General features: G+C 33.2%; 30 protein-coding genes. All 30 read right to left on the reverse strand.

All coding sequences use genetic code 11. The features are described from left to right. Position 1 precedes the first annotated feature (1 nt). Genes CR532_RS01395 through dprA form a run of 30 tightly spaced genes read right to left on the reverse strand, consistent with a single transcriptional unit; the run spans position 2 to position 25,214 of the window. Positions 2-478, reverse strand: a complete 477-nt coding sequence (locus tag CR532_RS01395) for a hypothetical protein (protein WP_108729059.1) — start codon at positions 476-478, stop codon at positions 2-4. A gap of 5 nt (positions 479-483) precedes the next feature. Next, positions 484-1,371: a MinD/ParA family protein gene (locus CR532_RS01400; protein WP_108729060.1), complete on the reverse strand. Its 888-nt coding sequence runs from the start codon at positions 1,369-1,371 to the stop codon at positions 484-486. A 12-nt stretch (positions 1,372-1,383) separates the two neighbouring features. Continuing rightward, complete coding sequence (flhF, locus tag CR532_RS01405; RefSeq protein ID WP_108729061.1) at positions 1,384-2,550, reverse strand: flagellar biosynthesis GTPase FlhF; 1,167 nt, start codon at positions 2,548-2,550, stop codon at positions 1,384-1,386. Between the two features lie 4 nt (positions 2,551-2,554). Continuing rightward, positions 2,555-4,648 carry a flagellar biosynthesis protein FlhA gene (flhA, locus tag CR532_RS01410; protein WP_108729062.1) on the reverse strand — a complete coding sequence of 698 codons (2,094 nt, stop codon included), beginning with the start codon at positions 4,646-4,648 and terminating at the stop codon, positions 2,555-2,557. Position 4,649: 1 nt separating this feature from the next. Further along, complete coding sequence (gene flhB, locus CR532_RS01415; protein ID WP_108729063.1) at positions 4,650-5,777, reverse strand: flagellar biosynthesis protein FlhB; 1,128 nt, start codon at positions 5,775-5,777, stop codon at positions 4,650-4,652. Beyond that, positions 5,774-6,562, reverse strand: coding sequence for a flagellar biosynthetic protein FliR (gene fliR / locus CR532_RS01420; protein WP_108729064.1), 789 nt, complete (start codon positions 6,560-6,562; stop codon positions 5,774-5,776). The genes flhB and fliR overlap by 4 nt, the downstream gene beginning before the upstream one ends. A 15-nt stretch (positions 6,563-6,577) precedes the next feature. Then, complete coding sequence (gene fliQ / locus CR532_RS01425; RefSeq protein WP_108729065.1) at positions 6,578-6,841, reverse strand: flagellar biosynthesis protein FliQ; 264 nt, start codon at positions 6,839-6,841, stop codon at positions 6,578-6,580. 8 nt (positions 6,842-6,849) lie between these two features. Further along, positions 6,850-7,614 carry a flagellar type III secretion system pore protein FliP gene (fliP, locus tag CR532_RS01430; RefSeq protein WP_108729608.1) on the reverse strand — a complete coding sequence of 255 codons (765 nt, stop codon included), beginning with the start codon at positions 7,612-7,614 and terminating at the stop codon, positions 6,850-6,852. A 9-nt stretch (positions 7,615-7,623) separates the two neighbouring features. Beyond that, on the reverse strand, positions 7,624-8,268 hold the full coding sequence (locus CR532_RS01435) for a flagellar biosynthesis protein FliZ (RefSeq protein WP_108729066.1): 645 nt from the start codon (positions 8,266-8,268) through the stop codon (positions 7,624-7,626). Next, positions 8,261-8,602, reverse strand: coding sequence for a flagellar motor switch protein FliN (gene fliN / locus CR532_RS01440; RefSeq protein WP_108729067.1), 342 nt, complete (start codon positions 8,600-8,602; stop codon positions 8,261-8,263). The genes CR532_RS01435 and fliN overlap by 8 nt, the downstream gene beginning before the upstream one ends. A gap of 48 nt (positions 8,603-8,650) precedes the next feature. Next, a complete protein-coding gene (gene fliM, locus CR532_RS01445) occupies positions 8,651-9,709 on the reverse strand; it encodes a flagellar motor switch protein FliM (protein ID WP_108729068.1) in 1,059 nt (352 codons plus the stop codon). 20 nt (positions 9,710-9,729) lie between these two features. After that, on the reverse strand, positions 9,730-10,263 hold the full coding sequence (fliL, locus tag CR532_RS01450; protein ID WP_108729069.1) for a flagellar basal body-associated protein FliL: 534 nt from the start codon (positions 10,261-10,263) through the stop codon (positions 9,730-9,732). A 44-nt stretch (positions 10,264-10,307) separates the two neighbouring features. Then, the gene (gene motB / locus CR532_RS01455) at positions 10,308-11,087 is read right to left on the reverse strand and encodes a flagellar motor protein MotB (RefSeq protein ID WP_108729070.1); all 780 of its coding nucleotides are present in this window, start codon (positions 11,085-11,087) and stop codon (positions 10,308-10,310) included. Beyond that, positions 11,087-11,869, reverse strand: a complete 783-nt coding sequence (locus CR532_RS01460; protein WP_108729071.1) for a motility protein A — start codon at positions 11,867-11,869, stop codon at positions 11,087-11,089. Before CR532_RS01460 ends, motB begins: the two co-directional genes overlap by 1 nt. After that, a complete protein-coding gene (locus CR532_RS01465) occupies positions 11,866-12,087 on the reverse strand; it encodes a flagellar FlbD family protein (protein ID WP_108729072.1) in 222 nt (73 codons plus the stop codon). Before CR532_RS01465 ends, CR532_RS01460 begins: the two co-directional genes overlap by 4 nt. A gap of 16 nt (positions 12,088-12,103) precedes the next feature. After that, positions 12,104-13,432, reverse strand: a complete 1,329-nt coding sequence (gene flgE / locus CR532_RS01470; RefSeq protein ID WP_108729073.1) for a flagellar hook protein FlgE — start codon at positions 13,430-13,432, stop codon at positions 12,104-12,106. Between the two features lie 4 nt (positions 13,433-13,436). Further along, entirely contained in the window at positions 13,437-13,862 is a 426-nt protein-coding gene (flgD, locus tag CR532_RS01475; RefSeq protein WP_375537737.1) for a flagellar hook assembly protein FlgD, read from the reverse strand. 16 nt (positions 13,863-13,878) lie between these two features. After that, on the reverse strand, positions 13,879-15,045 hold the full coding sequence (locus CR532_RS01480; protein ID WP_108729075.1) for a flagellar hook-length control protein FliK: 1,167 nt from the start codon (positions 15,043-15,045) through the stop codon (positions 13,879-13,881). 3 nt (positions 15,046-15,048) lie between these two features. After that, positions 15,049-15,663 carry a periplasmic-type flagellar collar protein FlbB gene (locus CR532_RS01485; protein ID WP_108729076.1) on the reverse strand — a complete coding sequence of 205 codons (615 nt, stop codon included), beginning with the start codon at positions 15,661-15,663 and terminating at the stop codon, positions 15,049-15,051. Next, positions 15,656-16,087 (reverse strand): flagellar protein FlbA, encoded by a 432-nt coding sequence (locus CR532_RS01490; protein ID WP_108729077.1) that lies wholly within the window; start codon positions 16,085-16,087, stop codon positions 15,656-15,658. The genes CR532_RS01485 and CR532_RS01490 overlap by 8 nt, the downstream gene beginning before the upstream one ends. Beyond that, positions 16,084-17,391 (reverse strand): FliI/YscN family ATPase, encoded by a 1,308-nt coding sequence (locus CR532_RS01495; RefSeq protein WP_108729078.1) that lies wholly within the window; start codon positions 17,389-17,391, stop codon positions 16,084-16,086. Before CR532_RS01495 ends, CR532_RS01490 begins: the two co-directional genes overlap by 4 nt. Before the next feature lie 16 nt (positions 17,392-17,407). Next, positions 17,408-18,328, reverse strand: coding sequence for a flagellar assembly protein FliH (gene fliH, locus CR532_RS01500; protein ID WP_108729079.1), 921 nt, complete (start codon positions 18,326-18,328; stop codon positions 17,408-17,410). Between the two features lie 14 nt (positions 18,329-18,342). Further along, on the reverse strand, positions 18,343-19,377 hold the full coding sequence (gene fliG / locus CR532_RS01505) for a flagellar motor switch protein FliG (protein ID WP_108729080.1): 1,035 nt from the start codon (positions 19,375-19,377) through the stop codon (positions 18,343-18,345). Between the two features lie 21 nt (positions 19,378-19,398). Continuing rightward, positions 19,399-21,105 carry a flagellar basal-body MS-ring/collar protein FliF gene (fliF, locus tag CR532_RS01510; protein WP_108729081.1) on the reverse strand — a complete coding sequence of 569 codons (1,707 nt, stop codon included), beginning with the start codon at positions 21,103-21,105 and terminating at the stop codon, positions 19,399-19,401. Positions 21,106-21,118: 13 nt separating this feature from the next. After that, positions 21,119-21,433: a flagellar hook-basal body complex protein FliE gene (gene fliE, locus CR532_RS01515; protein WP_108729082.1), complete on the reverse strand. Its 315-nt coding sequence runs from the start codon at positions 21,431-21,433 to the stop codon at positions 21,119-21,121. Between the two features lie 15 nt (positions 21,434-21,448). Beyond that, positions 21,449-21,907 (reverse strand): flagellar basal body rod protein FlgC, encoded by a 459-nt coding sequence (gene flgC / locus CR532_RS01520; RefSeq protein ID WP_108729083.1) that lies wholly within the window; start codon positions 21,905-21,907, stop codon positions 21,449-21,451. A gap of 23 nt (positions 21,908-21,930) precedes the next feature. After that, positions 21,931-22,338 carry a flagellar basal body rod protein FlgB gene (gene flgB, locus CR532_RS01525; RefSeq protein ID WP_108729084.1) on the reverse strand — a complete coding sequence of 136 codons (408 nt, stop codon included), beginning with the start codon at positions 22,336-22,338 and terminating at the stop codon, positions 21,931-21,933. Positions 22,339-22,369: 31 nt separating this feature from the next. Next, a complete protein-coding gene (gene hslU, locus CR532_RS01530; protein WP_108729085.1) occupies positions 22,370-23,722 on the reverse strand; it encodes an ATP-dependent protease ATPase subunit HslU in 1,353 nt (450 codons plus the stop codon). Then, positions 23,722-24,264 (reverse strand): ATP-dependent protease subunit HslV, encoded by a 543-nt coding sequence (gene hslV, locus CR532_RS01535; RefSeq protein WP_108729086.1) that lies wholly within the window; start codon positions 24,262-24,264, stop codon positions 23,722-23,724. The genes hslU and hslV overlap by 1 nt, the downstream gene beginning before the upstream one ends. Positions 24,265-24,272: 8 nt before the next feature. Next, entirely contained in the window at positions 24,273-25,214 is a 942-nt protein-coding gene (gene dprA / locus CR532_RS01540; RefSeq protein WP_199911320.1) for a DNA-processing protein DprA, read from the reverse strand. Positions 25,215-25,220: the final 6 nt, after the last annotated feature.

Consider the following 25,220-nt stretch of genomic DNA (forward strand, 5'->3'; position numbering starts at 1 on the left):
TTTATTCCTTCTTATGAATTAAAGCTTTAATAGCTTCAGCAACAACCTTAGGATCATTCTCTGCAACATATGAAATTTGACTCGATCGCCTATCACTAGGCTTGCTATACTTAGCATCATCTATCTTATAGTTTTCAACCTCTTCCATAAGGGAAAAATCATCATTATTCCTAGCAAGAGGATTATTCCTAGAAGAAAATGTCATGGCATCTGATGTAGCAGTATCATTCTTATCCTTTACATAAGAATTCTTACTATCCTTATCACTCAAGCTAACATCTCTAAAAAGATCATACAAATACTTCTTATATACAAATTCAATCAAAAGTCCAATAAGGAAAAAAATTATAAACTGAAAAAATGCTCTAAACAATATTGTAATAAAAGATACCCGAGAGAGTATGCCAAGAATCACTGAAATAATAAATGCGAATATACTAAATAATAATACATATTTTATTTCCTTATGAATTAACATATTACCTATTCCATTCCAAAAAATTTAGATATAAATCCTATTACACCCCTGCGTCTTTTATTGTCCAAGGAAACTTCTTCAAGAGTAGCTACAATAGAATCAAGACAATAACTGGCCTTACTATTAGGATTTAATAAAATAAAAGGCCTTTGCTTAAAAACAGAATTTCTAATATTCTGATCTTCATAAACATACCCCAAATAATCAATGTTTAAATTCAAGAACTGGCTTGATATATCAATAACCTTCTTAGCAACTCCTCTTCCCTCACTTACACTAGCTACCCTATTAACAACAAGTCTTAAATTTTTTAAATTTTCCATCCGGTGAGATAAAACCTTAATTATACCATAAGCATCCGTTATAGAGGTAGGTTCCGGAGTTGTAACAATAACGACATCATCACTAGAAAACAAAAATGAAATAACCTGCCTTGAAATTCCAGCACTAGTGTCTATGATAACTATATCATATTCATAAACTTTTAATAATTCCTTGATAAACTGATTCATCTCAGCATCTGATAGATCCAAAAGCTCTGTTGTCCCAGAAGCACCAGCCAAAAGATCAATATTATATTCTGTCTTTGTTATTACTTCCTTAATGTCCCTCCCTTGCATAATCATGTGATAAATATTGTACTTTGGAATAACCCCAAGCAAAATATTTATGTTAGCCATCCCAATATCTGCATCAAAAACCAAAACTTTCTTACCAAGATTCGCATATTTAAGAGCAAGCCCTACAGCTATATTGCTCTTACCAACTCCACCCTTACCACTAGTAACAGCAATAAATCTAGTCCTATTGTTTTGAATTTTATCATCAATGACAAAATTAGCCTTATTATTCAATCTCATAATATCGCGCAAACTTTGAGCTTGATCTTTCATCATATATTATCCTTAATAATAAGATTTACTTTTGATTCTTCGGATGAATTCAATATCGTCACTTATTCTATATCCATTGATTTTCTTTATAAAGGTGAGCGGTTCCGCAACGCTAATATTATGAGGAACAACTTGTCCATCAGTAATATAGGAAACTTCCTTTCTCATTTCATGAATCAAACTTATTAAATTTCCAACACATGTTGTCTCATCTAGTTTTGTAAAAATCACAGTCTTATAATTAAAAGGAGAAAATTGATGAAATATTTCCTTAATATCTGCTGTCTTTGTAGTAGAACTTACAGCCAAGTGGAATTCAGCATCGCGACCACATGCATTCAATAGTTCCTTCATCTCAGCAAGTTTCATGAAATCCTTAGGGCTTTTACCAATCGTATCAATTAAAACAAGATCAAAATCCTTTGAATGCGTAATCTCTTCCTTTAAATCCTTAAAAGACTCAATTGCCTTAACAGGAATTCCCATAATATCTCCATAAGTTTGAATTTGCTTCTTAGCTCCTATGCGATAGTTATCAATGGTAATAATCTTAATATTTAAACTCTTAGTATCACTATTAATGCCATAAATTGCTGCAAGCTTTGCAATTGTAGTTGTCTTTCCAACTCCCGTAGGTCCAACTAAAATCAAAATTCTTTTCTTAAGATTATCAATAAGAGAGCCTGAGCATTTAATAGTCTTAGCAATATATACTATAACACTATCCCTAACTTGATCATAATCATCAAGACCTGACAAACTAAACTCTTTCTTAATAAAATCGTTAACGTCTCTAATATAATTTTCAGAAAAATCATTATCACGCAGAATGTCTTCTATTTTTAAAATTGTTGGATGATTAATTTCTTCCTTTTTATGCGCAAGTTCACTCTTAAGGGATTTAACTTCCTTAAGCACATCCTCAATTGAAGAGCTCTCTTCTTTCTTAATGCTCTGAAGAATTTTACGCTTCTCCTCTTCAACGTTTATTTGCTGTTGCCCAATGTCATATCTAACATAACCTGAAACCTCAATCCAATCTCTACTAAATAATCCAAATATTCCTCCATGGGCTATGGTCTTATAAGTCATGACTCTAGCATTCTTTCCATATTTTTTTTTAATAGTTTCTATGACCTCATTATAGGTTGGGCCTCTTTCTGTAAAATACTGAACCATAATATTACTCTTCAACCTCTACTGTTTTAAGCACATTAACTTTAACATTTTTTGGAACCTCTAACACAGATATAACAACAATATCTGAAAGCTCTCTACTAGTTAAAACCCTTATTACAGGTCGCGCAGATTCACTCGATAGTATAATGGGGTAATATCCTTGAGCTTGAATCTCACTGATAAGTCTAAAAAGCTCATAAACAAATTTAGTCTTCAAATTAGGTTCAAGAGAACTTATAAGATCATTATTAGACTCAAAGCGTGAATCAATTATTTTTTGCTCAAATTCTGGATTTATTGTTATTACATTAAGCTCTAAATTAGAATCTAGATACCCACTAACTATTTGCCTTCCAATTGCCTGCCTACATTTTTCAATTAAAAAGAATGTATCCTTAGTAATACTTGTAAAGTCTGCTATTGTTTCAAAAATTGTAACTAAATTACGAATTGACACTTGTTCTCTTAGTAAGCCTTGGAGCACTCTTTGAATCTCTCCAACTGAAAAATCTTTTAAAACTTCTTCAACAATTGCTCCATAGTCTCTTTTAAACACATCAAGAATATTTTGAACATCTTGACGAGTTAATACCTCACAAGCATGCCTCTTAATAAGTTCTGTCATGTGGGTAGCAATAATAGAAGGAGGATCAACCACAGTATACCCTAACTTTTCAGCCATTTCTCTTCCGTCATCATTTACCCAAAGAGATGGAAGTCCAAATGAAGGATCTTTTGTAAGATCCCCCTCAATTCCAGAATCAGAACCCACATTAATAACTAAAAACTTACCAAGCTTAATCTCCCCATGCCCAATCTCCACTCCCCTAAGTTTAAATGAATACTCATTCGGTTCAAGGCGCATATTATCCACTATTCTAATCTTAGGCACAACTATTCCAAATTCAAGCGCAACCTCACGGCGTATCTTTATAATACGATCAAGAAGTTCCGAAGTCTTTGAATCATCAACAATTGGAACAAGATTATACCCAATCTCTAAAGCCAATGGATCTAGAGGAACAACGGGGACAATTTCCTTATCAGCATAGCTTGATATTTTATCTTCTTCTGCCTTTTTACTCTCATAAAGTTCCCTATTCCTAGCCAAATTAGATAGTGAGTAAGCTAAAAATGCTATTAAGAAACTCAAAAGAATAAGTATTAATGTAGGAAACCCTGGAAGGAATGCCAAAAATAACAAAAATCCAGATACAATCCAATAAATTCCCGAATAGGAAGTAAACTGCTCAACAATTTCTCCTCCAAAACTATTCTTAGCTATTGATCTTGTAACAATAAGTCCTGTAGCTGTCGAGATTAATAGTGCTGGAAGCTGAGATACAAGTCCATCCCCAACAGTTAAAGATATATAATTATTGAGTGCATCACTCAATTTAAGACCTTGCAGAGTAATGCCTACTAAGAGTCCCCCAATAATGTTTATAACAGTTATCAAAAGTCCAACCTTTACATTACCTGATACAAACTTAGAAGCACCATCCATAGCACCATAGAAGTTTACTTCAGCCTGTAATTCATTTTTTTGTTTTGTAGCTTCCTCTTCTGTTAAATTCCCAGAACTATAAGCAGAATCAATCGCCATCTGTTTCCCAGGAAGAGCATCAAGAGCAAACCGAGCAGCTACCTCAGCAACTCTCGTAGAACCTTTAGTGATAACAATAAATTGAACTGCAATGATAATAAGAAATATTATAAACCCAACAACTAGCCCCTGAGTTCCAGCACTTCCAACAACAAATGTTCCAAAAGCTCTGATCATTTGCCCATCAAAATTAATCCCTTTCGTTAAAATTAATCTAGTAGAAGAAATATTCAAAACAAGACCAAAAATAGTCATAACAAGTAAGAGTGTTGGAAAAACTGAAAAATCAAGTGAACGCCTAGAATAAAGAACAATAAGAATAATCAAAAGACTTACTACTAAATTAACCACAATCAAAGCGTCCAAAATAAAAGCAGGAAGTGGTAAAATAAAACCAGCAACAATAAGTATTAAACCAATTGAAACTATTAAGTCTGATTTATTATTAAGTCCCAAATATCCTAATACAGAACTTCTTCTAGCATCCAACAATTCAACCTCTAATAAAATTTTTAGTAATAGAATACACCTTCACAAGAATTTTTGAAACAATCTCCCAATACTCTCTTGGAATCTCCTCATTAACTTCAACATTAGCATAAAGATCTCTCGCAAGTGGTTTATTCTCTATCACAGGAATACTACTCTCCCTTGCAATTTGTTTAATTATAAATGCGATTTCATCTTGCCCTTTTGCAAGCACCCTTGGTGCCCACATCGTATTACTATCCCACTTGATAGCAACGGCAAAATGCTCTGGATTCGTAATTACTATATCCGCCTGAGGAACCGTTACCCTCAAATTAGCACTTAAAATCTGCCTCATTCGTTCTCTCATCCTAGAACGAAGTAGGGGATCCCCCTCCATTTCCTTTCTCTCCTGCTTCACCTCTTCTTTTGTCATTTTCAAATTCTCAATATAACGAGTCCTCTGAAAAGCATAATCCAATATACTAATAATCACTAACACTATTATTGAAAAAAAGCATATTTTATAAGCAACACTCAATATAATAGAAATGCCTCCCTCAAGGCTATACTCAGATATCTTTGAGACTTTACCTATATTGCTTTTTAGCATAACGTAATATATCAAAGATATTATAGCAACTTTTGATAAACTTTTAAACAAATTAAAAAAAGCTTCAGATGAGCCAAATGAATTTCTTATCCACTTTGAAAAATTTGGACTTACGCGTTCCCACTTGGGTACTATAGGCTTAAAAGTAATCAGAAAACCAACTTGAATAACATTAATAAAAAAATTAACCACAAATGATATTAAAAAAAATACAATCATATATCCAAGCATCGGCCTAATATATGCGAAACTTAATGAATAAATACTAATAGACATTACCTTTGGAAGCTTGCTAGCCTGTTCCGTAAAAACACTTACCAAATCTCGTGCAAAATAAGATAACATAAAGAAGAATACAGCAAATAATATGAAAAGACTAACTGCTGAGTTGATCTCATTTGATTTTAATACTTGTCCCTCTTCTCTTGCTTTATGCTTCTTTTGCTCAGTAGGAAGTTCAGTTCGCCCCTCATCCTCTGATGCAAAAAAATTAAGAGGGATATACCATTTTTTATTTAAGAATGCTTTTTGATCATTCATTCCAAAGTCTCAGAGAATAAATTTAAAACATTTCGCATAGAGTCTAGAGCAAGTTCAATGACCCTTCTAATAGATATTATCAAACTTGGGAAACTAATATATAAAATAATCAATCCTAAAAGCAACGAAACTGCAAAACTAATCATTAATAAATTAATCTGAGGAGAGGTCTTTGAAAGTATACCTAAAACCAAATAAAGCAGTAAAAGTACTCCCAATATCGGCAAAGAAATTACTAAAGCTTTTTCAAAAAGAATAGCAAAAGAATAAAGCATTAACTTAATAAATTCATAATCTTTTATATTGACCAAATTTTCAATTCTAACATTTAAAATAGAATCATGAACTCCGATCAAAAAAAACCGAAATAGAATATTATGCGACAAAAACAAGAGCAAAAATAGATAAGTAAATATTTGAGATATTACCAAGCTATCCTCCTCCGCAAACACATCAAAAATATTTGCATAAGCAAGTCCCATCTGATTTGAGAAAAAAAATCCAAGTAAATGAAAAACACTAAAAATTATATTTACAAAAAAAGCTTGAATAAGGCCTAAAAGAGCTTCCCCCAATAATATCAATGAAAATGAAAACAAACTGTCTAAAGGGTAAGCAATATTTATTTTATCTACAATAATAACCGACAGAATCAAGGAAAAGAAAAAATTTAAATAACTCACTTTTACAGTTGCAAAAAGAGGAGAAAATCTTAAGAAGAGAAAAATCCTAATAAATACAGGCAAGATTACGAAAGACTTTGAAACTAAAAAATTTATATCCATACTTTAATCCACAGATTATATATTTTGTATTTGACTAAAAACCAAAAAAGCGAATTGTATAAGCTTTTTTAAAATCCAAGGACCAAAAACTATAAGCGTTAAAAGTATTATAATAATTTTAGGAATAAAGCTAAGAGTCTGATCTTGAATCGATGTAACGGCTTGAAAAATTGAAATCAAAAGTCCAACTATAAGCGCTGTGATCAACATTGGAGCCGAAAGAATAATAATATTTTCAATAGACACCCTAACCAGATAAATAATTTGCCCCGTTGTCATTTAACTCCTCACATGAAACTTTTAACAAGTCCGCTAGTAATTAAAGTCCAACCATCCACCATTACAAAAAGAATAAGTTTAAATGGTAAAGATATCATTACAGGTGGCAACATTATCATTCCCATTGCCATTAAAACCGAAGCTACAATAATGTCTATTACTATAAATGGTAAAAATATCAAAATGCCCATTTTAAAAGCAACTTTCAGCTCATGTAAAACAAAAGATGCAATCAGAACATGAGTTGGAACTTCACTAAAATTTGTAGGCCTGGGATATTTACTAATACTCATAAATAATCTAATTTCTTCATGCTTTCCATTAGACATCTGCTTATACATAAAATTTCTAAGCGGAGCTATTCCCTTATCATAAAATTCATTAAAATCTATTTTTGCATCCTTAAGAGGCAAATAAGCATCCTTATACACTATATTAAAAGTTGGCCACATGGTAAAAAGAGTTAAAAACAAAGCCAATCCCATTATTACCTGATTCGGTGGAGATTGCTGAAGTGCTAATGCTCTTCTGATAAAATCTAATACTATTGATATTCTTAAAAAAGAAGTCATTAAGACTAAAAAGGCTGGAGAAAGAGTTATTACAGTTAATATCAATAAAAGTTGCAAAGGAAAAACTATTCCCCCGCCAGTAGAATTTCCCAAATCAACAAAAGGAAAATTTAGACCAGTAGTAGTTTGCAAAGATTTATTCTGAGCAAAGGACAAATTTACAACTCCAAAAAACAAGAAAAGACTTATATTTTTTCCCAAATTCAACCTCTAAAACTTTTTCAACCTATCCTGCTTACTTTTTAAAGAAGTTTCAATATCCTTCTCTAGCTCCGTATACTCAACTTCATCAGGCAAAGATTCATCTTCCTTACTCTTCCGCAATATTTTATAAAAAATTGCCCTAAAAGATTTTGTGCTACCCAGTCCCTTAACCTTGTCAAGCTCAAATTCTAACTTGTCTAACTCTTCCCCTTGCTTTATCTCTCTTAGTAAAATAGAAGAATTGATAGACACCAAAAATACATAAATATTGCCTAGTATATTGATAATCCTTATAGAATTTTTATTATCTATTTCATAAAAAGCAAGCTCTCTTATAAAATTCGACTGTCTATCATTTTTTAATATCTTACGACTAAAAATCATTCTCTTAAATAAAAAGATACAAAAAATAAAAAAGATACAGAAAAGCAATATATTAACCAAATCCGCAATATTGAAAAGAGATAGTTTTCGTATATCGTCACTATTCAAATCAACCTTATCATCTCCCAATATTGGCAAATCAATTTCACTCTCTAAACTAGACGGGGTACTATCCAAAGTAACTCCATCTTTTTGCGCAAATAAATTCTTAGAAAAGAATGTAATAAAAATTAAAAACAACAACTTAAATGAAGTTAACCTACTCATTTTTAATTTTAATTATTTCGGTAATTCTAACCCCAAAATTCTCATCAATTACAACCACCTCGCCCTTAGCCACTACTTTCCCATTAACCAAAATATCAACAGGCTCACCTGCAAGTTTATCAAGCGTAATAATTGTTCCCTCAGACATACCAAGTATATCCTTTATCTTACGCTCAGTTCTACCAAGCTCAACCGTAACCTGCATGGATACATCCATTAAAAGCCCAAAATTACTAGAATCAACACCTTCCGGCAAAGTATCAATCAAATCAGGAAGCTTAACACCCTTTATCTCAGGCTTCTCTTCACTAATGTCATTCTCATCTACACCCATTAATTCATCTCCTAATCAAACTTCTTAAAATATCCAAACTTTTACAAACTATTCAACCTCTTCTGTAAGTTCCTTTAACAAGTCAAAATCCTTTATATCACCAACTTTTTCTGTAACCTGAACAGCAATCTTATTCCCCACAAGCCCCATTCTACATTTAAATTTCTGTTTAGTTCCTACCTTTAGAGTTAAATCCTTATTTATTTGAGAATTCTCAAGACTAATCACATCACCCTTTTCTAAAGACAATATTTCTTTCACCTTTAATCTAACTTCTCCCATCTCAGCTATCAAAGGCATATCTGTATTTTCAAGCTTTTCCCTTAAAGCATCAAGATTTTCGCTAGTAGTACCCACGCCAATTAAAGAATGCCAATACCTTGTTGACAGCTTGGAAACAATAGGCTCTATTGTAATATAAGGCAAACAAAAATTCATCAACCCCTCTACCTTACCTATCTTAACCTCAAGAGTTACTAAAATAATCATTTCTGTTGGAGGAACAATCTGAGCAAATTGAGGATTAACCTCTATATGTCCAAAACGAGGTCTAAGATCTACTACCTGAGACCAAGCTTCTCTCATATTAGCAAGTATACGAATAATAACGCTCTCCATAACAGATTGTTCTATCTCCGTTAAATCTCTACTCTTGTCTTTCATAGTATCCCCATCCCCACCAAAAAGTCTATCGACTATTGCAAATGCAATAGTCGGATCAACTTCAAATATAGCAGAACCCTTAAGAGGATCCATGTTTATTATTGCCAAAGTAGTAGGATTTGGGATAGACCTAATAAACTCTTCATAAGTTAACTGATCTACTGAAGCTACATGTACGTGCACCATCTTTCTTAAAAGAGCTGAGAGGGAAGTCGTAGTATACCTTGCAAATGCCTCATGAAAACTTGATACAGTTCTGACTTGCTCCTTTGAAAACTTGTCTGGCCTTTTAAAATCATAAACTTTAACCTTCTGCTTCTTACCCATAGGACTAGATATAACATTGGAAAGCGCATCATCTGATGATAAATTCTCAGATGAATTAATAGATTCTAAAAGACTGTCTATATCATCCTGTGATAATGCCCCCGGATTACTTGCCATTAAAAATTCCTTATCAAAAACTACATATCAAAAATATCAATTTGTGTTAATGCTATTTCTTTTATTTCACCATTTCTAAGAACACTATTAATCCTAGCCTTAATTTCAGCTTTAATTTGACTTTCATTTTTTATCTCTTGTCCTGTTCTTTGACTAAAATATTCTCTAATAATATCTTTTAATCGTACCTTTTGTCTTCCAAGTTCATTTAAAATATTTACATTATTTTCAGCATAGCCCAAAGCAAGTTTTACAACAAAAGTTTTTGGAGGGGTATCCAAAGTAGTTCCTCTAATCTCATCTATACTCTCATACCATATAAGCATAGGGGGTTTCCCTAAATATTCATTAGAAAAAATTGGAAAATCATTAGGTGTCCCACTTTGGCTTACAACCATCTTAGAGACAAAATAAGAAACAATTATCATAATAACAACAGTAAATAACCCTATAGCCAATATTTGTAAAAACTTTATTATAATGTCAGATAGCAAACCACTCTTCTTACTATCATCACTACCTATATCCATGTTCTCATCATCTTTATCAGGCATATTACCTCCCTATAAATTTCTATCATCATTTCTAAACATTGCTACTAATTAACACTCTTAGGAGTACTCAAAGAAGAATCACTCGTAATTAAAATATCAATTCTTCTATTATAGGCTCTGCCCTCAGGAGTATCATCTGTAGCAATTGGCCTGCTACCTGCAAATCCGGATACTTCAAATCTACTCTCAATACTTTCTATCCTAGACTGATCAGCATAATTTAAAATCTGCTCTAGCATATTTACCGCCCTTACTGCTGAGAGCTCCCAATTACTTTTCCAAATTCCATTCACATCAGTATCAACATTATCCGTATGACCCTCTATTTTAAAATTATATCCTTGATCATCTAAAAACCCAATAAAAGATGCTATTCTTTGTATTGCTCTCCTATTCTCATCAAGCTTAACCTCAGCGCTAGCTGAGTCAAAAAAAGCATCAGCTAAAAGGGACACAACAACACCTCTCTCAAGTCGTCTAACAATAATACTCTTAGACTGAATCTTTTCAATGAATTCAATCATAGATTTATTTTTAGCTGTCTGAGAAGCTTGTTTATTCTTCTCAGTAGAAGGCAAAGACATAAAACTATTACTCAAATAAGAAAGTTTACCAACATCCAAAGTCTTTCCGCCCTTAAAAAATCCAGATCCTGAAAATGAAGCTGACATTATTCTTAATATATTTTCCTTAACGATAATATCATTTAACGAAAACATAGTAACAAAAAAAACAAGTAACAAAGTAACCATGTCTCCATACGTTAACATATAATCAGGAGCACCTTCTTCGCGCTTTGAATTCTTCTTAGCTCTCAATGCCATTACTCACCTCCAAGAACACCCCCAAGCTGATTTCTGTCTTTAGGCGTTAAGAATGTCACAAGCTTCTGCTCTAAAATTCTAGGATTATCGCCTGCCTGAATTGATAAAATACCCTCAACCAACATTGTCTTAACTGCTGCCTCCTCAGAATCTATAGATTCTAATTTAATCTGAACAGGAAGAAACATCAAATTTGCCATTATTGTGCCATAAAGAGTCGTAACAAGAGCAACAGCCATAGAAGAACCAAGTGCTGATTTATCTTCTAAATTTCCAAGAAGAGCTATAAGACCAATAAGAGTACCTGTCATTCCAAAAGCAGGAGCAAGCTTTGCCCAAGTTCCAAAAAGATCAGAGCCCATCTTATGTCTTTCTTGCATCTGATCAAGCTCAAGATAAAGCATAGTTCGAATTATCTCGGGATCAGCACCATCAACAACAAGTCTCATTCCAGACTTAAAAAACGGGTCACTGATCTGCTCAAGCTCATCATCAAGAGATAATAGTCCTTCTTTTCTAGCTTTTTCTGAGAGCTCCACCAAATTCTTTATAATAGACGCCTTAGCAAAAGTACTCTTCTTAAAGAAAAATCCTAAATATGTAGGAATTTTCTTAACGGCGAGAATTTCTGAGGAAGCCATAAGTGCAGAAAAAGATCCAACAACTGTAATAAATACAGAACTCAAATCCCAAAAAACCCCTAACCCCGTAGGAGTAAACGCCATAGAAATTAAAATAGCCCCAAATCCAACTCCCCATCCAATTATACTAGCCAAATTCATAATCCAGCTCCCTTATTCTCTTGTGTAATTTTATCTAAAAAAGCAATCTCTCTCCTATACATCTTAATTCTATCTACCACCTCTACTATATTTTCCTTTACAACCACTTTCTTACCGTTCATAAGAAGAATTGTAGTATCAGGATTAGCCTCAATACTCTCAATATGACAAGGATTTAAATAATATCCATCTCCATTAAGTTTAGTTACATAAATCATAAACTAAAACAAAATATTAACTTTTAAGTCTTACAAGTTCTTGCAATAACTGATCGGAAGTAGTGATAGTCTTAGCATTAGCCTGAAAACCTCTCTGAGTAACTATCATATCTGTAAATTGTTCAGCAAGATCAACATTAGCCATCTCTAAGACTCCTGCCCTAATAGTACCAAGTCCTGCAAAACCAGTCTCACCCACTCTAGCCTGACCTGAATTGCTTGTCTCAATGAAATTAGTATCACCAGCCTTCTCAAGTCCTCCAGGATTAACAAACGATGCAAGAGCAATCTTTCCAAGATCTCGCCTTATACCATTAGAATAAACTCCTGTTATTACGCCATTCTGATCTATCTCGTAATTTTCCATATATCCCATACCATACCCATCTTGAATAATAGCCTTAGTTGTACTTGCATCAGCAAATTGAGTAATTGAATCAGTATAGCTACCAACATTTCCAAGCCTAAGGTTAATAGTCTGCTGTTCACCATCTTCCCCAACATTAGCATTAGGAACGCCAAAAGTTATAGGAAATTCAAGCAAATCGCCTGGCTGACCTGGCTGACCATTCAAAGAAAGCAATGCTCCTTCATTGTTAAAACCTATCACAAAGTTAGAATTTTCCTCTCCATTAACTAAAACTGTAGCATTCCATGTATTAAAAGCAGTTGCATCCCTTACAACCCTAAGTTCAACAACACTAGTATTCCCAAAATTATCATAAACCGTTTTATTAACAACCCAAGTTCCACTAGCAATATCCGATTCACTAGCACCCTCTTCAATTACAGGCAATCTCTTATCAAGATTACAGGCAAAAGTAATGTGCCCAGTAGCCTTAGCTCCTTCTTTATCTCCAACAGGAATAATCAAATCCTCGACATCAGAAGATGTATTAATAACCTGTTCTCCCCCAAGAGTCCTTGCCATCCAACCCTGAATTCTCATGCCATTTGCAGGATTTACAAGATGACGATCAGAATCAACATCAAATGCACCAGCTCTTGTATAAAAAGAATTACTACCTTCTCTTAAGATAAAAAACCCAGCACCACTAACTCCAAGGTCAGATGCTTTCTGAGTACTCTGAAAAGACCCTTGAGTATGAATAGTATCAACGGTAGCAACACTCATACCAAGTCCAACCTGTTTTGGATTAGTACCACCACGCCCATCAGTAGGACGGGATGCTCCAGAAATACTTTGAGATATCATATCTTGGAAATTAACCCTTCCCTTCTTGAAACCAATAGTATTTACATTTGCAATATTATTACCAACAACATCCATTCTTGTTTGATGATTCTGCAACCCAGAAACACCAGAATATAAAGATCTCATCATATAATTATTCCTCCAATCCTACTGACAAAATATTTTCATAAACGTAATACTTTCCATTAACCATAATCTGTGGAATCACTCCCGTTTTAATATTTGTAACCTTACCCCTAACAACCTCACCATCAGCATGCTTAAATTCAATTATTTTACCTAACAAATCCAAATCTTTATTGATACCAAGAGCAGATGAAAGTTTTTCGAAAGATTTGCTCATATTAGTCATTTGCTCAAGAGTTGAAAATTGTGCCATCTGAGCAATAAACTCTTTATCTTTCATTGGATCTGTAGGATCTTGATACCTAAGCTGAGTAATAAGCAACTTTAAAAAATCATTTCGACCAAGATTAGCTCCCTTAATGCCTCGTTCTACCTGAGAATCAGACACTTCCCTCACTCTGACTACATTAGAAATACTGTCAATTGTATTCAATCTCATTCCTCTCCTACTAAACAATAAAATTAATATTTTTTTCTAAATCACTAGAAATTTCAACATCCTCTTCAAGTTTAAAAATTTTATTCTCATTAAAAGAACCCTCTTGATCCCCGGCATCATCTCTAAAATCACCTGAAAAAAATCCAGTATTCCTACCCGCAAGCGAAAGATCCAAGCTAGTATTAAACCCATTATCATCTAACATTTTACTGATTGAATACATATTTTGCTCAAAAAGAGTTCTGACATTTTGATTATCAACTATTATTTTGCCCAATAAATTATTATTGGAGTCAAGATTTAAATTAATTCGTATGCTACCAAGTTCTCTAGGCTTTAAAATCAACCTAATCTCTCCTGTATCATTCGATTTTAACACAATTTTGACTTTATTCACAATATTATGATTAATCTTCAAGTTCCACTCTGACATTAAATTATCAGCAATATTACCGCTCAAAAATTCTTTAACATATTTTGTATCAACACTAGAAAGATTTCCGCAAAATTCTCTAATTCCATCGAATGCTTCTTTAAAAATATATTTGCCTACGGAGTTCTCGCTATCAACTATCCTCAAGCTAGCGCCTGCGTTAACAAATTCCTTAACATTATCATTTCTCTTAAAATCCTTAACATCAATATTAATAACATTTTTATCCTTATTACCCTTTTCAACATTCGAATCTCCATAAGCAAAACCTAAAGTATTCAAATCTAAAATAGAATTCAAATTTCTAAACAAACTGTTAAGCTCCGATAAAAAATTTTCCATATTTTTCAATATTTCTTTTCTATCCACGACCTCAGAACCCAAAGATAAACTTTCACTCAAAGTACTCAAATTTTCAAAATCAAATAAATTATCCATCCTGTTTATTAAAGATTTCAAATTAGATACAAAATCATTACCTCTAAGTCTTTCAAAAGCGACATCTTCATTTAAAGATACATTTTTAAAACCCTTATTGATAAGACCATTGTTTTTTAAAAACTTCAAAAAATCCACTATTGAACCTCTACTCTTAACCAAATTCTGTTTCTCTGAGGCAATAAGGTTTGAAAACACACCTTTCATATCTTTACCCAAAACATTACCTAAACTTAAAGAGGCTAAATACTTACTTGAATTTATCGAATTAAGATTATTTGGAACAATCTTAATTAAATTACTCATAACTTACTCCAACGAACCAACAGACATCTTTCTCATTAATATAGCAGCCTTCTTAGAATCCATAAGAGACAGCCAATAAGGAACAATAGATGCACGCCCCTCTTTTCTAAAAACATCTTCTACCTTGCGCATATAAGATATTGCAATCTCGTCATTAAGCTCCTCAAGTCTTTTAACAGCATCCTCTGGTGGCATATTCACCAAATATAGAGCAGCTTGTACAAAATTTGCGTCCTCATCTTTATATTTATTAACAATGTCATCAATTACCTTTTGTTTTAAATCTAAATCTTTTTGTTTTTGACTAAGTTCAGCTTCAAGCTTATTTAAATTATCTTCTCTAATCTTTAATTCTTCTCTCAACTTTTCAACTTGTTGGCTCTTAATATCAATAGCTTCTCTTTCCTTTATCATCCTGATCTCATCAAGATTAATACGTATGTACTCAAGAGGTTGAGAACTCTCTCCAAAAAGTAAACTCCTTATGTATAGTGGAAAATAATCTCTAGTCTTATATATTCCAAATAAATCAATCAAAAACAATGAAAGACCTAAGAAAAAAATAATCAAAAATAACCACAAAGATACTCTAAAAGAGAATGACAAAACCCTATTCATCATTAATTCCTAACTTTTTACAAATTTTATAATTTATATATTCATCTAAAAGTAAACTTTCTTTTTTCTCTTTTTTTATAATTATAGTATCATTTAAACCTTTTATTAAGATGTTAATTTTTTTTTCTTCCCTATATTTCTTTAAATAAACATCATAATACTTCTTATATTCATATTTCAATTTTGAAATATTTTTTAATTCTTCCTTTTTTTTACTATTTAAATAATCTAAATAATATCCCCTCAAAAGAGTGTCCTCATCGCTCAGTTTCTTCACCCGCTCAGGAATCTTCCCCACAAACTCTGTTATTTCTGAAATTTGATTATTTATATTCATTAATTCAATTTCGCTAAACCTCTTATCATAAGTTTTAATACTTAATATTTTCTCAAATTTCTTCTTCTTAAGATTTAAATCATTCAAGCCAATATTTCTCTTATTGCATTATCTAGATTTTCAAAATCAAATTCTTCTTGCATCCCTTGGGATACAAAATCAATAATCTTTGGGTATTTTAAAATTGCCAAATCAACTTCCTTATTAGAACCTTTAATATAAATTCCTGTTCTAATCAAATCCTCATAACTTTTATAAATTGACAACAAATTCCTAATTCTAGTTATCAATTTCTGTTTCTCAAAATTTACTACCCTATGGAGAGATCTTGAGGTCGAACTTAAGATATTTATCGAAGGATAGATTCCTCTATCAGATAAATCCCTATCTAAAATAATGTGTCCATCCAAAATAGCCTTCATATTATCAGCTATTGGCTCTGTAAAGTCATCACCCTCAACAAGAACAGTATAAAATCCTGTAATGCTACCTTTGCAACTAATCCCCGAACGCTCAAGCAAAATGGGGATTTCTACAAAAACAGAAGGAGGATAACCCTTAGTAGTAGGCGGCTCCCCCATAGAAAGGCCAATTTCTCTCTTCGCATTTGCAAACCTTGTAATTGAATCAAACAATAAAATAACATTCATGCCCCGATCTCTAAAGTACTCAGCTATCAGTGTCGCCGTATAGGCTCCCTTATATCTTGAGATAGGAGATTCATCGGAAGTTGAAACAATTAAAACACTTTTTTTCAAGCGTTCTTCACCAAGTTCATACTTAATAAACTCATTAAGCTCGCGCCCTCTCTCACCAATAAAAGCAATTACATTAACATCCGCCTTAGAATTTTTTGCAATCATACCAAGTAAAGTAGATTTACCAACCCCAGCTCCTGAAAAAATTCCCAAACGTTGCCCCTTTGCAACTGGTAAGAATCCATCAAGAACCTTCACTCCAGTAACTATTTGTTCAGAAAAAACTCCCCTACTTAAAGGATTAATGCTGTTAAAACCTAATTCCTTGCAATATTTGCCAAAAAATTGCCCCTTATTATCAATAGGCCTCCCAAGAGAATCAATCACTCTTCCAAGTAGTTCATCACTAAGATTAATCTGTAGCCTTTTATTTAAAGAATAAACCTTATCTCCAACTTCAATACCATCTAATCCTTCATAAGCCATAAGACTAACAAGCGATCCATTAAAACCCAAAACTTCAGCATATATTTTCTTGCCATTCCTCTGTTCAATTAAACATAAATCGCCAATACTACATTTTGGGCCCAAACTCTCAACTAAAAGTCCTTTGATTCTTTTTATCTTTCCAATAAGAGATATAGATTCAATATTATCCAGCACTTTTAAATAACCTTCAAAAAAATTGTCCATCAATATTCCTTAACGCTTAAAATAGTGAAGAAAAATTCTTAACTCTTTCTTCTATTCTATCTAGCTGAGATGAAATTCGTGCATCAATTTCTCCAAAGTCAGTCTCAATAACACATCCACCCTTCCCTATATTAACATCTTCAACAACTTCCAGATTTTCTATAAGATCAAATTTAGATATAAATTCATTTTTTTGATGACTGACAATCTCCATATCATCAAGATTGACACGCACAACAATATTGGTTTTACTATTTATTTTTTTTAAAGCCTCATTTACATTTTCTATGATAACACCTTTGTGAGAATCTATAATTCTTTTTACTACCTTAACTGCGATCTGCATGACAAGATTCATTATCTGATCTCTCGAAGACTCAATAATTTCTCTTCGCTTCGAGACCAAAGAAGATATTATACTATTCAGCTTCCCTAATACTCTATCAAAATCTTCACCACCCTTCTTAAATCCTGCATCATATCCCTCCTGTCTTCCTCTAGTAACTTCAATCTCAAGTTCATTTTTTAATCTTCCCTCGTACTCTCCCACAATTCTCTCAATTTCAGAATTAGATTGTCTCTCAATTGTCTCTTTCTTATTCTCAGCTTCTCTTTGCAAAGCCTCAGCTTGTTCATTAGCCAAAGCTATTATTTGACCAGCTTTCTCTCTAGCTCCCTCAATAAGTCTAGCGCATTCAGCATCTATCTCCCTCTTAGTAAACTCATGACTACTATCAAGCTCTTCTTGCAATTTCTGTTTTTTTTCCATTAAGGCTTCCAGTTCATTTCTAAGACTAATACTCCGATTATCTATATCATAAGCTTCATTTTCTTTTCTTTTAATTTCCAAAGATTCAAAAATGGGATTTGCAATCTCAACAAATTCTAACTTCACAGCATTTATAACTTCTTTTGACTTATATAAAATCTTAGACAAACAAAGCTCCTTTATCAGACAAGTACATCTTCCTCGCCACCTCTTGAGATTACTATTTCTCCCTGTTCCTCTAATTTTCTAATCAAAGAAACGATTTTTTGTTGAGACTCCTCAACATCCTTACGTCTAGTAGGTCCCAAAAATTCCATATCTTCCTTAAGCATTCCGGCAGCTCTCTTAGACATATTTTTAAAAATCTTCTCTTGAACAGGAACATCCACAGATTTTAAAGCCTTTGCTAATTCTTGCCCATCTATTTCTCTTAAAACTCTCTGTATTGATCTATCATCAAGAAGAACAATATCTTCAAACACAAACATCTTTTTCTTAATTTCTTCTGCAAGTTCGGGATCTTCTTCTTCAAGAGACTCAATAATAAATTTCTCTGTCTTTCTATCGGCCATATTGATAATCTCAACAACATTATCAACACCACCAGCTGAGGTATAATCCTCTGAGGACAAGGAAGCTAGCTTCTTCTCAAGCACTCTCTCAACTTCTCTTACCACCTCAGGAGAAGTTCTATCCATCAATGCAATTCTTCTTGCGACATTAGTCTGAATTTCAGTAGGAAGACTAGAAAGGATAAATGAAGCTTTCTGGGGATCAAGATACGAAAGTATTAAGGCAATCGTTTGTGGATGTTCTTGTTGAATAAAGTTTAAAATATTAGCAGGGTCTGCTCTTCTAACAAACTCAAAAGGTCTCGATTGCAAAGCAGATCCCAAATTGTTAATGATATCTACTGCCTTTTGGGTACCAAGAGATTTCTCAAGAAGCTCCCTAGCGTAATCTATTCCACCTTTTTGAATAAATTCTTGAGCCATCATCAATTCTTTAAATTCCAAAAGAACACTGTCCTTAAGCTCAGAAGTAATAGTCTCAAGTCTTGCTATCTCGAAAGTTAAGGACTCTATCTCTTCTTGAGAAAGATATTTGAATACTTTAGAAGAAATCTCAGAACCTATTGAAACCAATAAAATAGCCGCTTTCTCTTTCCCCGTTAAAGCAGAGACATCAAGTATCTCTTTTTCCTTTTTATCTTCCATAAACTTATTACCCTTTATACATCATACATTCTTAAAAATCCATGTTCTAATAAGTTTAGCAACATCCTCAGGCTTTTCTCGAGCTAAAAGCTCAGCATTATCTTGAAGCTCGTCTCCCTCTCTAAGTCCTCCAACAACATCATCAACACCAATATCATCCCCATCCATTAATGCCTGCTGACGCCTCAAGTGTGCCTGTTTTGCAAGCTCCTCTTCCCTAAATCGTCTTCGCCTTTCAAGTTCTCTAGAAATAGCAAAGAATAATGTAAATCCTAGCATTAACAATGCAAACGCTATGCTTGCAATAAACAACAAAGACTTAAATCTCTCACTTGAAAAATAATCTTCATCTATCTTTCTAAATTCATTTACTCGATCAAAAGAAATATTCCTAACAGTGATTGAATCACCTCTTTCTGGCTTATATTCAAAAGAACTCTGCAACACATCTGTAATATTTTTCAAAGATTCATCAGAAATAGCCCTATATTCTCTTTTTCGCATGCCATTCTCTATAACAAAATTTCCAGACTCATCATAAACAAAATCCCAAATACCATCTACAAAAATACCCAAAGAAACCCCCGCAATTCTAGCAGGCTCCTTTTCACTTAAAGATTTCTTTTCATTAAGAGCAACATTCTTTATTTCCTGGAATTCATTTGACTTGCCAATAATATCGCTTAAATCTTGATATTCAGGAGGAGTATTTCCCTCCTGACCAGGGGGCCCCCATGGACTATAACCCTGGCCCTCATACTCTCGTTTGCGCACCTGAGAAGAGATAACTGTAGAATCACTTATTTTTCTTGTATTATAAGAAACTTTTGGATCTTGAGGTTGAATTTCAATAGGAGCATATTCCTTAGATTCCGTAGTTTGACGAGAAGTATCAAGCTTCACATTGATTCTTGCAATCATAAATCTATCAACAGACAAAACTTTACTTAAAGCAGAATCAATTTCATCTCGAAGCACAGCCTCATATTTCAATTTAAGCTTTCTTTCCTTTTCAGCTAAATCAATCCTATCGATTCCATCTAAATTAGAAAAATCATTTAAGATGGCTCCCTTATTGTCAACAATAGCAATATTCTCTGATTCAAGACCTTCAATAGCATATTGAATTAACTTGACAAGTCCCTCTACCTTCTTACGATTAGTGACAATATCAGATCCAGGCTTGGGAGTAATCCTAACAGAAGCTTTAACCGCTTCTTGTGATTCTTTAAAAAGAGCCTTCTCAGGCATCACAAGACTAATACTAACAGCATCTACATCATCAAGAGCAACAATATGCTGCTCAACAGCTCTCGTAATTGACCTTCTAAGATTAATATTTCTCTCAAAATCTGTAATAGTCCATCTATCAATATCAAAAAGAGACCAAGGATCCATATGGATAGGTACAAGCTCCTCCCTCACAAGAATCGCTCTCATTCTCTTTGACACATTCTCATCACTTAAATAAATCTTTCCATCAGCTGTGATAGTGTATATAGCATTTTCTCTATCCAGTCTTTGAACTATTCTATCCAATAAATATTGATCTTTAATTCCAACACCAAAAAGAGCAATGCTTTGACTCCTAGTAGAAAATCCCACTAAAAAAATAAGTGCAAAAATTATAGCTACACCAATACACCCAAAAGCCACTTTTTGAACTATACTAGCCTTTTTAAAAACTTTATTCACTGATGTAAAAAACTTAGTAATAAAATTGCCCAAACTGTATAGCCCCTTAACGAATACTAATCATATCTTGATAAGCCCTAACACTTCTCTCAACAATAGCCTTTGTGATATTTAAATTCATATTAGCCTTAGCAATAGCGATTACAACATCATGAACATCAACACTGTCTGGACTCAAGATAGCCTTATCTGACATTCTAGAAGCATTCAATTGACTATCATTCACACGAGATATGACATCCAAAAATGTATCCTTAAAAGTTTTACCTACCTCTTCATGCTTAACATCCAAACTAAAATGTAAAGGATTTTTACGAATCAAATAAATATTATTATCCGTAAAAAAAGAATCAATCTTCATTGCCTAAACCTCCTTTTAACTCTGCAGTATTGATAATGCGCTCCTAAACATCGCCTTGCTACTATTAATAACAGTAGAATTTGCCTCATAACCACGAGAAGCAGAGATCATATCCACCATCTCTTCAACTAAATTAACATTAGGAAGTTCAACATAACCCTCCCGTTCACCAGACCTTATTGCATCAGGATGTGTTGGGTCATATTTCAATCTTAAAGGAGCTTTATCTTTTTCAATACCAGCAACCCTAACACCTTGCCCAATTCCATTATCAAGATACCCAGGAATAAAAGGCCCTCTCCAATACGGATTTCTAACCCTCGGAGAAAAAATTATTCTCTGCCTTCTATAAGGCCCCCCATCAGCGGTTCTAGTAGTTTCTACATTTGCAATATTATTTGAAATAACATCAATTCTCAACCTTTGAGCTGTCAACCCTGTTGAAGCAGTATTAATACTTGAAAACAATCCCATCTAATATTCCTTAAGATAATAATTTATTTTATTACAATATTCACACTTTTAAAATAATGGGCCTGTATATTTGCAAACAAGTTATACATCATTTGATTTTGAACAAGACTTTTAATCTCAGAATCAATATTAACATTATTACCATTATTATTTTGCGTAGATAGATAATCAAGCATTTTGTAAGGCTTAATATCTAAATATCCCACCTCTTTCAATCCATTTAGATGCTTTTCGTTGCCCTTTAACAAAGATAAATCACCTACCCTCTCATTCAAAATCGCTCGCTCAAGCTCAGCTTCAAAAGTGACCTTACTTCTCTTAAAATTTGGAGTATCTACATTGGCAATATTATCAGATATTACATTCTGCCTTAAAGTCAAAACATCCAAATACCTATGTGCTAAATCTATTGATCTTTCAAAGCCATTCATACTAATGCCCTCTGCTAAAATTTGTTTTTATCTATATTATATAATAATTTAAGTCTTTCTGTTCATTAATTTTTATTTTTTCATTAACATAGTCCAAGTTTATTTCAATTTTTTTCAACTTGCTACCAGGTGCTTCAAAAAAAAGATCGGCAAGAACTCTTTCCATAACTCCATGTAATCTTCTTGCCCCAAGATTCTCACCCTCAAGATTCATATTAAATGTAAGTTCAGCAATCCTATCAATGGCCTCTTCACTAAACTTTAAGGTTAAATTATAAACTTTAAACATTTCAATGTATTGTTTTATTAAAGAATTTTTAGTTTGTTTTAAAATATTTTTAAAATCATCCACGCTTAAACTCTTAAGCTCAACTTTAATTGGAAATCTACCCTGAAGTTCCGGTATTAAATCAGATGGCTTTGACAAATTAAAAGCTCCCGCAGCAATAAATAAAATATGAGATGTATCCACTATTCCATATCTTGTATTAACTTTAGACCCCTCAACAATTGGCAAAATATCCCTCTGAACACCCTCTCTAGATACATCATTTCCGGTTCTATTCTTAGTAGCTATCTTATCAATCTCATCAATAAAAATAATACCCATATTCTCAACTCTTGATTTGGCAATCTCTACAATATTTTCATGATCAACCAACTTTTCAAGTTCTTCAGATAAAATAATTTCCCTAGCCTTTTTCACTTTCAATTCTTTTCTCTTCTTTCTATCAAATATATTATTAATCAAACCTCCCAAACTCATATCAACCTCTTCAAAGCTACCACCAGAGAATATCTCTATTGTGGAAACAGGCATTTTACCTGAAACATAAACATCAATAAGGTTATCATCAAGCTCTCCATCCCTTAATTGTTTTCTAAACTTATCTCTTAATTTCTCATGCACTCTCTTATCCGCGTCACTTTCATTGTCACTCTCAGGATTATCAGCAATTTTTAAAAGCTTATCAATTATTCTCTCCTCTGCACGTCTGTATGCTTCTTCACGAACAGAATCATACATCTCCTCTCTAGTCATGTTAATCGCAATACTCATTAAATCTCGAATCATAGATTCAACATCGCGACCTACATAACCTACCTCAGTATATTTTGTAGCCTCAACCTTAAGAAAAGGCGCCTTAATAAGTTTTGAAAGCCTCCTTGCAATCTCAGTCTTACCAATTCCAGTTGAACCTATCATAATAATATTCTTAGGCATAACATCATCTCTTATTTCCTTGGGGAGCTTAGACCTTATATATCTATTAACCAAAGCAATTGAAACTAATTTTTTAGCCTCAGCCTGTCCTATTATATATTTATCTAATTCTGCAACAATTTCTTTAGGAACTATATTTTGACTTTCAAGTTTACCCATTAACCAATCTCCTCAAGAATAATATTTGAATTCGTGTATATACACACTCTTGCTGCTATTTTTAAGGACTTTAAAGCAATTTCAGAAGCACTTAATTTTTTATTTTCCATATAAGCAAGGGCTGCTGAATACGCATAATTTCCTCCACTGCCAATTGAGATTACATCTTCTTCAGGCTCAACAACATCACCCGTACCCGAGATTAACAAGATATTATCAGAATCAGCGACAAGCATCATAGCCTCAAGTTTATGAAGTATCCTGTCAGATCTCCAATCCTTTGCAAGATCTACAGCAGCTCTCTTGATGTCAATAATTCCATCTTCTCTAGCCTTTACTTTCTCTTCGAATTTTTCAAAAAGAGTAATAGCATCAGAAGTTGAACCTGCAAACCCTGCCAAAATTCTCCCATTAAGTAATTTTCTTATCTTTATAGCATTGGATTTTAAAACCGTATTCCCAAAAGTCACCTGCCCATCTGCTGCCACTATGGTCTTCCCACCCCTTCTTATTGCAATAACTGTAGTTCCCTCAAAACCCACACTACCCCCTATTTAGATATTTCATTCAATAACTCCCTAATAAGCGTACTAGACACATCTTGGGCATCAAAACGGTCCTCAAAGTCATCTCTAATTCCAGACTCATTATACGGAATATTAAGTATCTTATAAAGATCTGGTACTTCTTTTATTTCTTGCGCTCCAAAATCATATAAAACCCTAGAACCATCACCGGAATAATCAATATTATAAACATATACATCAAGTCCCAAATCAAGCCCAAGATCAGCAGTAATTAAAGCTCCAGATTTCATTGGTGCATAAGTTACAAAAATAGCGTCTGAAAGGCCCGCTACTATTCTATTCCTCTTTGCAAAAAAATAACTTTGTATTCTCTCGCAAGGCAAAGTCTCAGTAATGACCCCTCCTCCGTTCTCTAAAAGTCTAGAGACGTATTTTCTATTTTGCTTTGGATAAATGTTATCAATATCCGTTGCAATAACGGCGTATGTTCTTTTTTTCTCACCAACTGCACCAAGATGCGCCTCAATATCAGCTCCTATTGCAAACCCAGATATTATCTCCACATTATTCCTAGCAAGATGAGATGCTAATTCTCTAGTTTTATCTGCCAAAGCCTTACTAATTCGTCTCGACCCTACAATAGCCCAAGATAAAGAATTAGGATCTGGAAGATTGCCTTTATAATAAATAGCAAACGGTGGATCATATATTCGATCAAGCTTTAAAGGATACTCCTCAGATCCAAGAAGCGTAACCCTTGCACCTGCTCTACTAATAATTTTTTGCTGTAGTTCTATTAATTTCAAATCTGGAAATTTGTGAATCTTGTTAAAACTTCTGGACAAATAATTTGAAATATCTCCTAAAGTTAACTTCAAAATACCATCTAAATCAAAATCATTAAAAATTTTAAACTTTTCTTTACTGTTTAAAAACCTCAAATTATCAATATAAAGTAATTTGATCATATA

Source organism: Candidatus Borreliella tachyglossi (genome assembly GCF_003076595.1).
Taxonomy (GTDB): domain Bacteria; phylum Spirochaetota; class Spirochaetia; order Borreliales; family Borreliaceae; genus Borrelia; species Borrelia tachyglossi.

Excerpts from the sequence above, each read along its gene's own strand:
- CR532_RS01395 (WP_108729059.1), bottom strand. The coding sequence starts at position 478 with ATGTTAATTCATAAGGAAATAAAATATGTATTATTATTTAGTATATTC.
- CR532_RS01400 (WP_108729060.1), bottom strand. The coding sequence starts at position 1,371 with ATGAAAGATCAAGCTCAAAGTTTGCGCGATATTATGAGATTGAATAAT.
- flhF (WP_108729061.1), bottom strand. The coding sequence starts at position 2,550 with ATGGTTCAGTATTTTACAGAAAGAGGCCCAACCTATAATGAGGTCATA.
- flhB (WP_108729063.1), bottom strand. The coding sequence starts at position 5,777 with ATGAATGATCAAAAAGCATTCTTAAATAAAAAATGGTATATCCCTCTT.
- fliR (WP_108729064.1), bottom strand. The coding sequence starts at position 6,562 with ATGGATATAAATTTTTTAGTTTCAAAGTCTTTCGTAATCTTGCCTGTA.
- fliQ (WP_108729065.1), bottom strand. The coding sequence starts at position 6,841 with ATGACAACGGGGCAAATTATTTATCTGGTTAGGGTGTCTATTGAAAAT.
- CR532_RS01435 (WP_108729066.1), bottom strand. The coding sequence starts at position 8,268 with ATGAGTAGGTTAACTTCATTTAAGTTGTTGTTTTTAATTTTTATTACA.
- fliN (WP_108729067.1), bottom strand. The coding sequence starts at position 8,602 with ATGGGTGTAGATGAGAATGACATTAGTGAAGAGAAGCCTGAGATAAAG.
- fliM (WP_108729068.1), bottom strand. The coding sequence starts at position 9,709 with ATGGCAAGTAATCCGGGGGCATTATCACAGGATGATATAGACAGTCTT.
- fliL (WP_108729069.1), bottom strand. The coding sequence starts at position 10,263 with ATGCCTGATAAAGATGATGAGAACATGGATATAGGTAGTGATGATAGT.
- motB (WP_108729070.1), bottom strand. The coding sequence starts at position 11,087 with ATGGCATTGAGAGCTAAGAAGAATTCAAAGCGCGAAGAAGGTGCTCCT.
- CR532_RS01460 (WP_108729071.1), bottom strand. The coding sequence starts at position 11,869 with ATGAATTTGGCTAGTATAATTGGATGGGGAGTTGGATTTGGGGCTATT.
- CR532_RS01465 (WP_108729072.1), bottom strand. The coding sequence starts at position 12,087 with ATGATTTATGTAACTAAACTTAATGGAGATGGATATTATTTAAATCCT.
- flgE (WP_108729073.1), bottom strand. The coding sequence starts at position 13,432 with ATGATGAGATCTTTATATTCTGGTGTTTCTGGGTTGCAGAATCATCAA.
- CR532_RS01480 (WP_108729075.1), bottom strand. The coding sequence starts at position 15,045 with ATGAGTAATTTAATTAAGATTGTTCCAAATAATCTTAATTCGATAAAT.
- CR532_RS01485 (WP_108729076.1), bottom strand. The coding sequence starts at position 15,663 with ATGAATAGGGTTTTGTCATTCTCTTTTAGAGTATCTTTGTGGTTATTT.
- CR532_RS01495 (WP_108729078.1), bottom strand. The coding sequence starts at position 17,391 with ATGGACAATTTTTTTGAAGGTTATTTAAAAGTGCTGGATAATATTGAA.
- fliG (WP_108729080.1), bottom strand. The coding sequence starts at position 19,377 with ATGGAAGATAAAAAGGAAAAAGAGATACTTGATGTCTCTGCTTTAACG.
- fliE (WP_108729082.1), bottom strand. The coding sequence starts at position 21,433 with ATGAAGATTGATTCTTTTTTTACGGATAATAATATTTATTTGATTCGT.
- flgC (WP_108729083.1), bottom strand. The coding sequence starts at position 21,907 with ATGGGATTGTTTTCAAGTATTAATACTGCTTCAACAGGGTTGACAGCT.
- flgB (WP_108729084.1), bottom strand. The coding sequence starts at position 22,338 with ATGAATGGCTTTGAAAGATCAATAGATTTAGCACATAGGTATTTGGAT.
- hslU (WP_108729085.1), bottom strand. The coding sequence starts at position 23,722 with ATGGGTAAACTTGAAAGTCAAAATATAGTTCCTAAAGAAATTGTTGCA.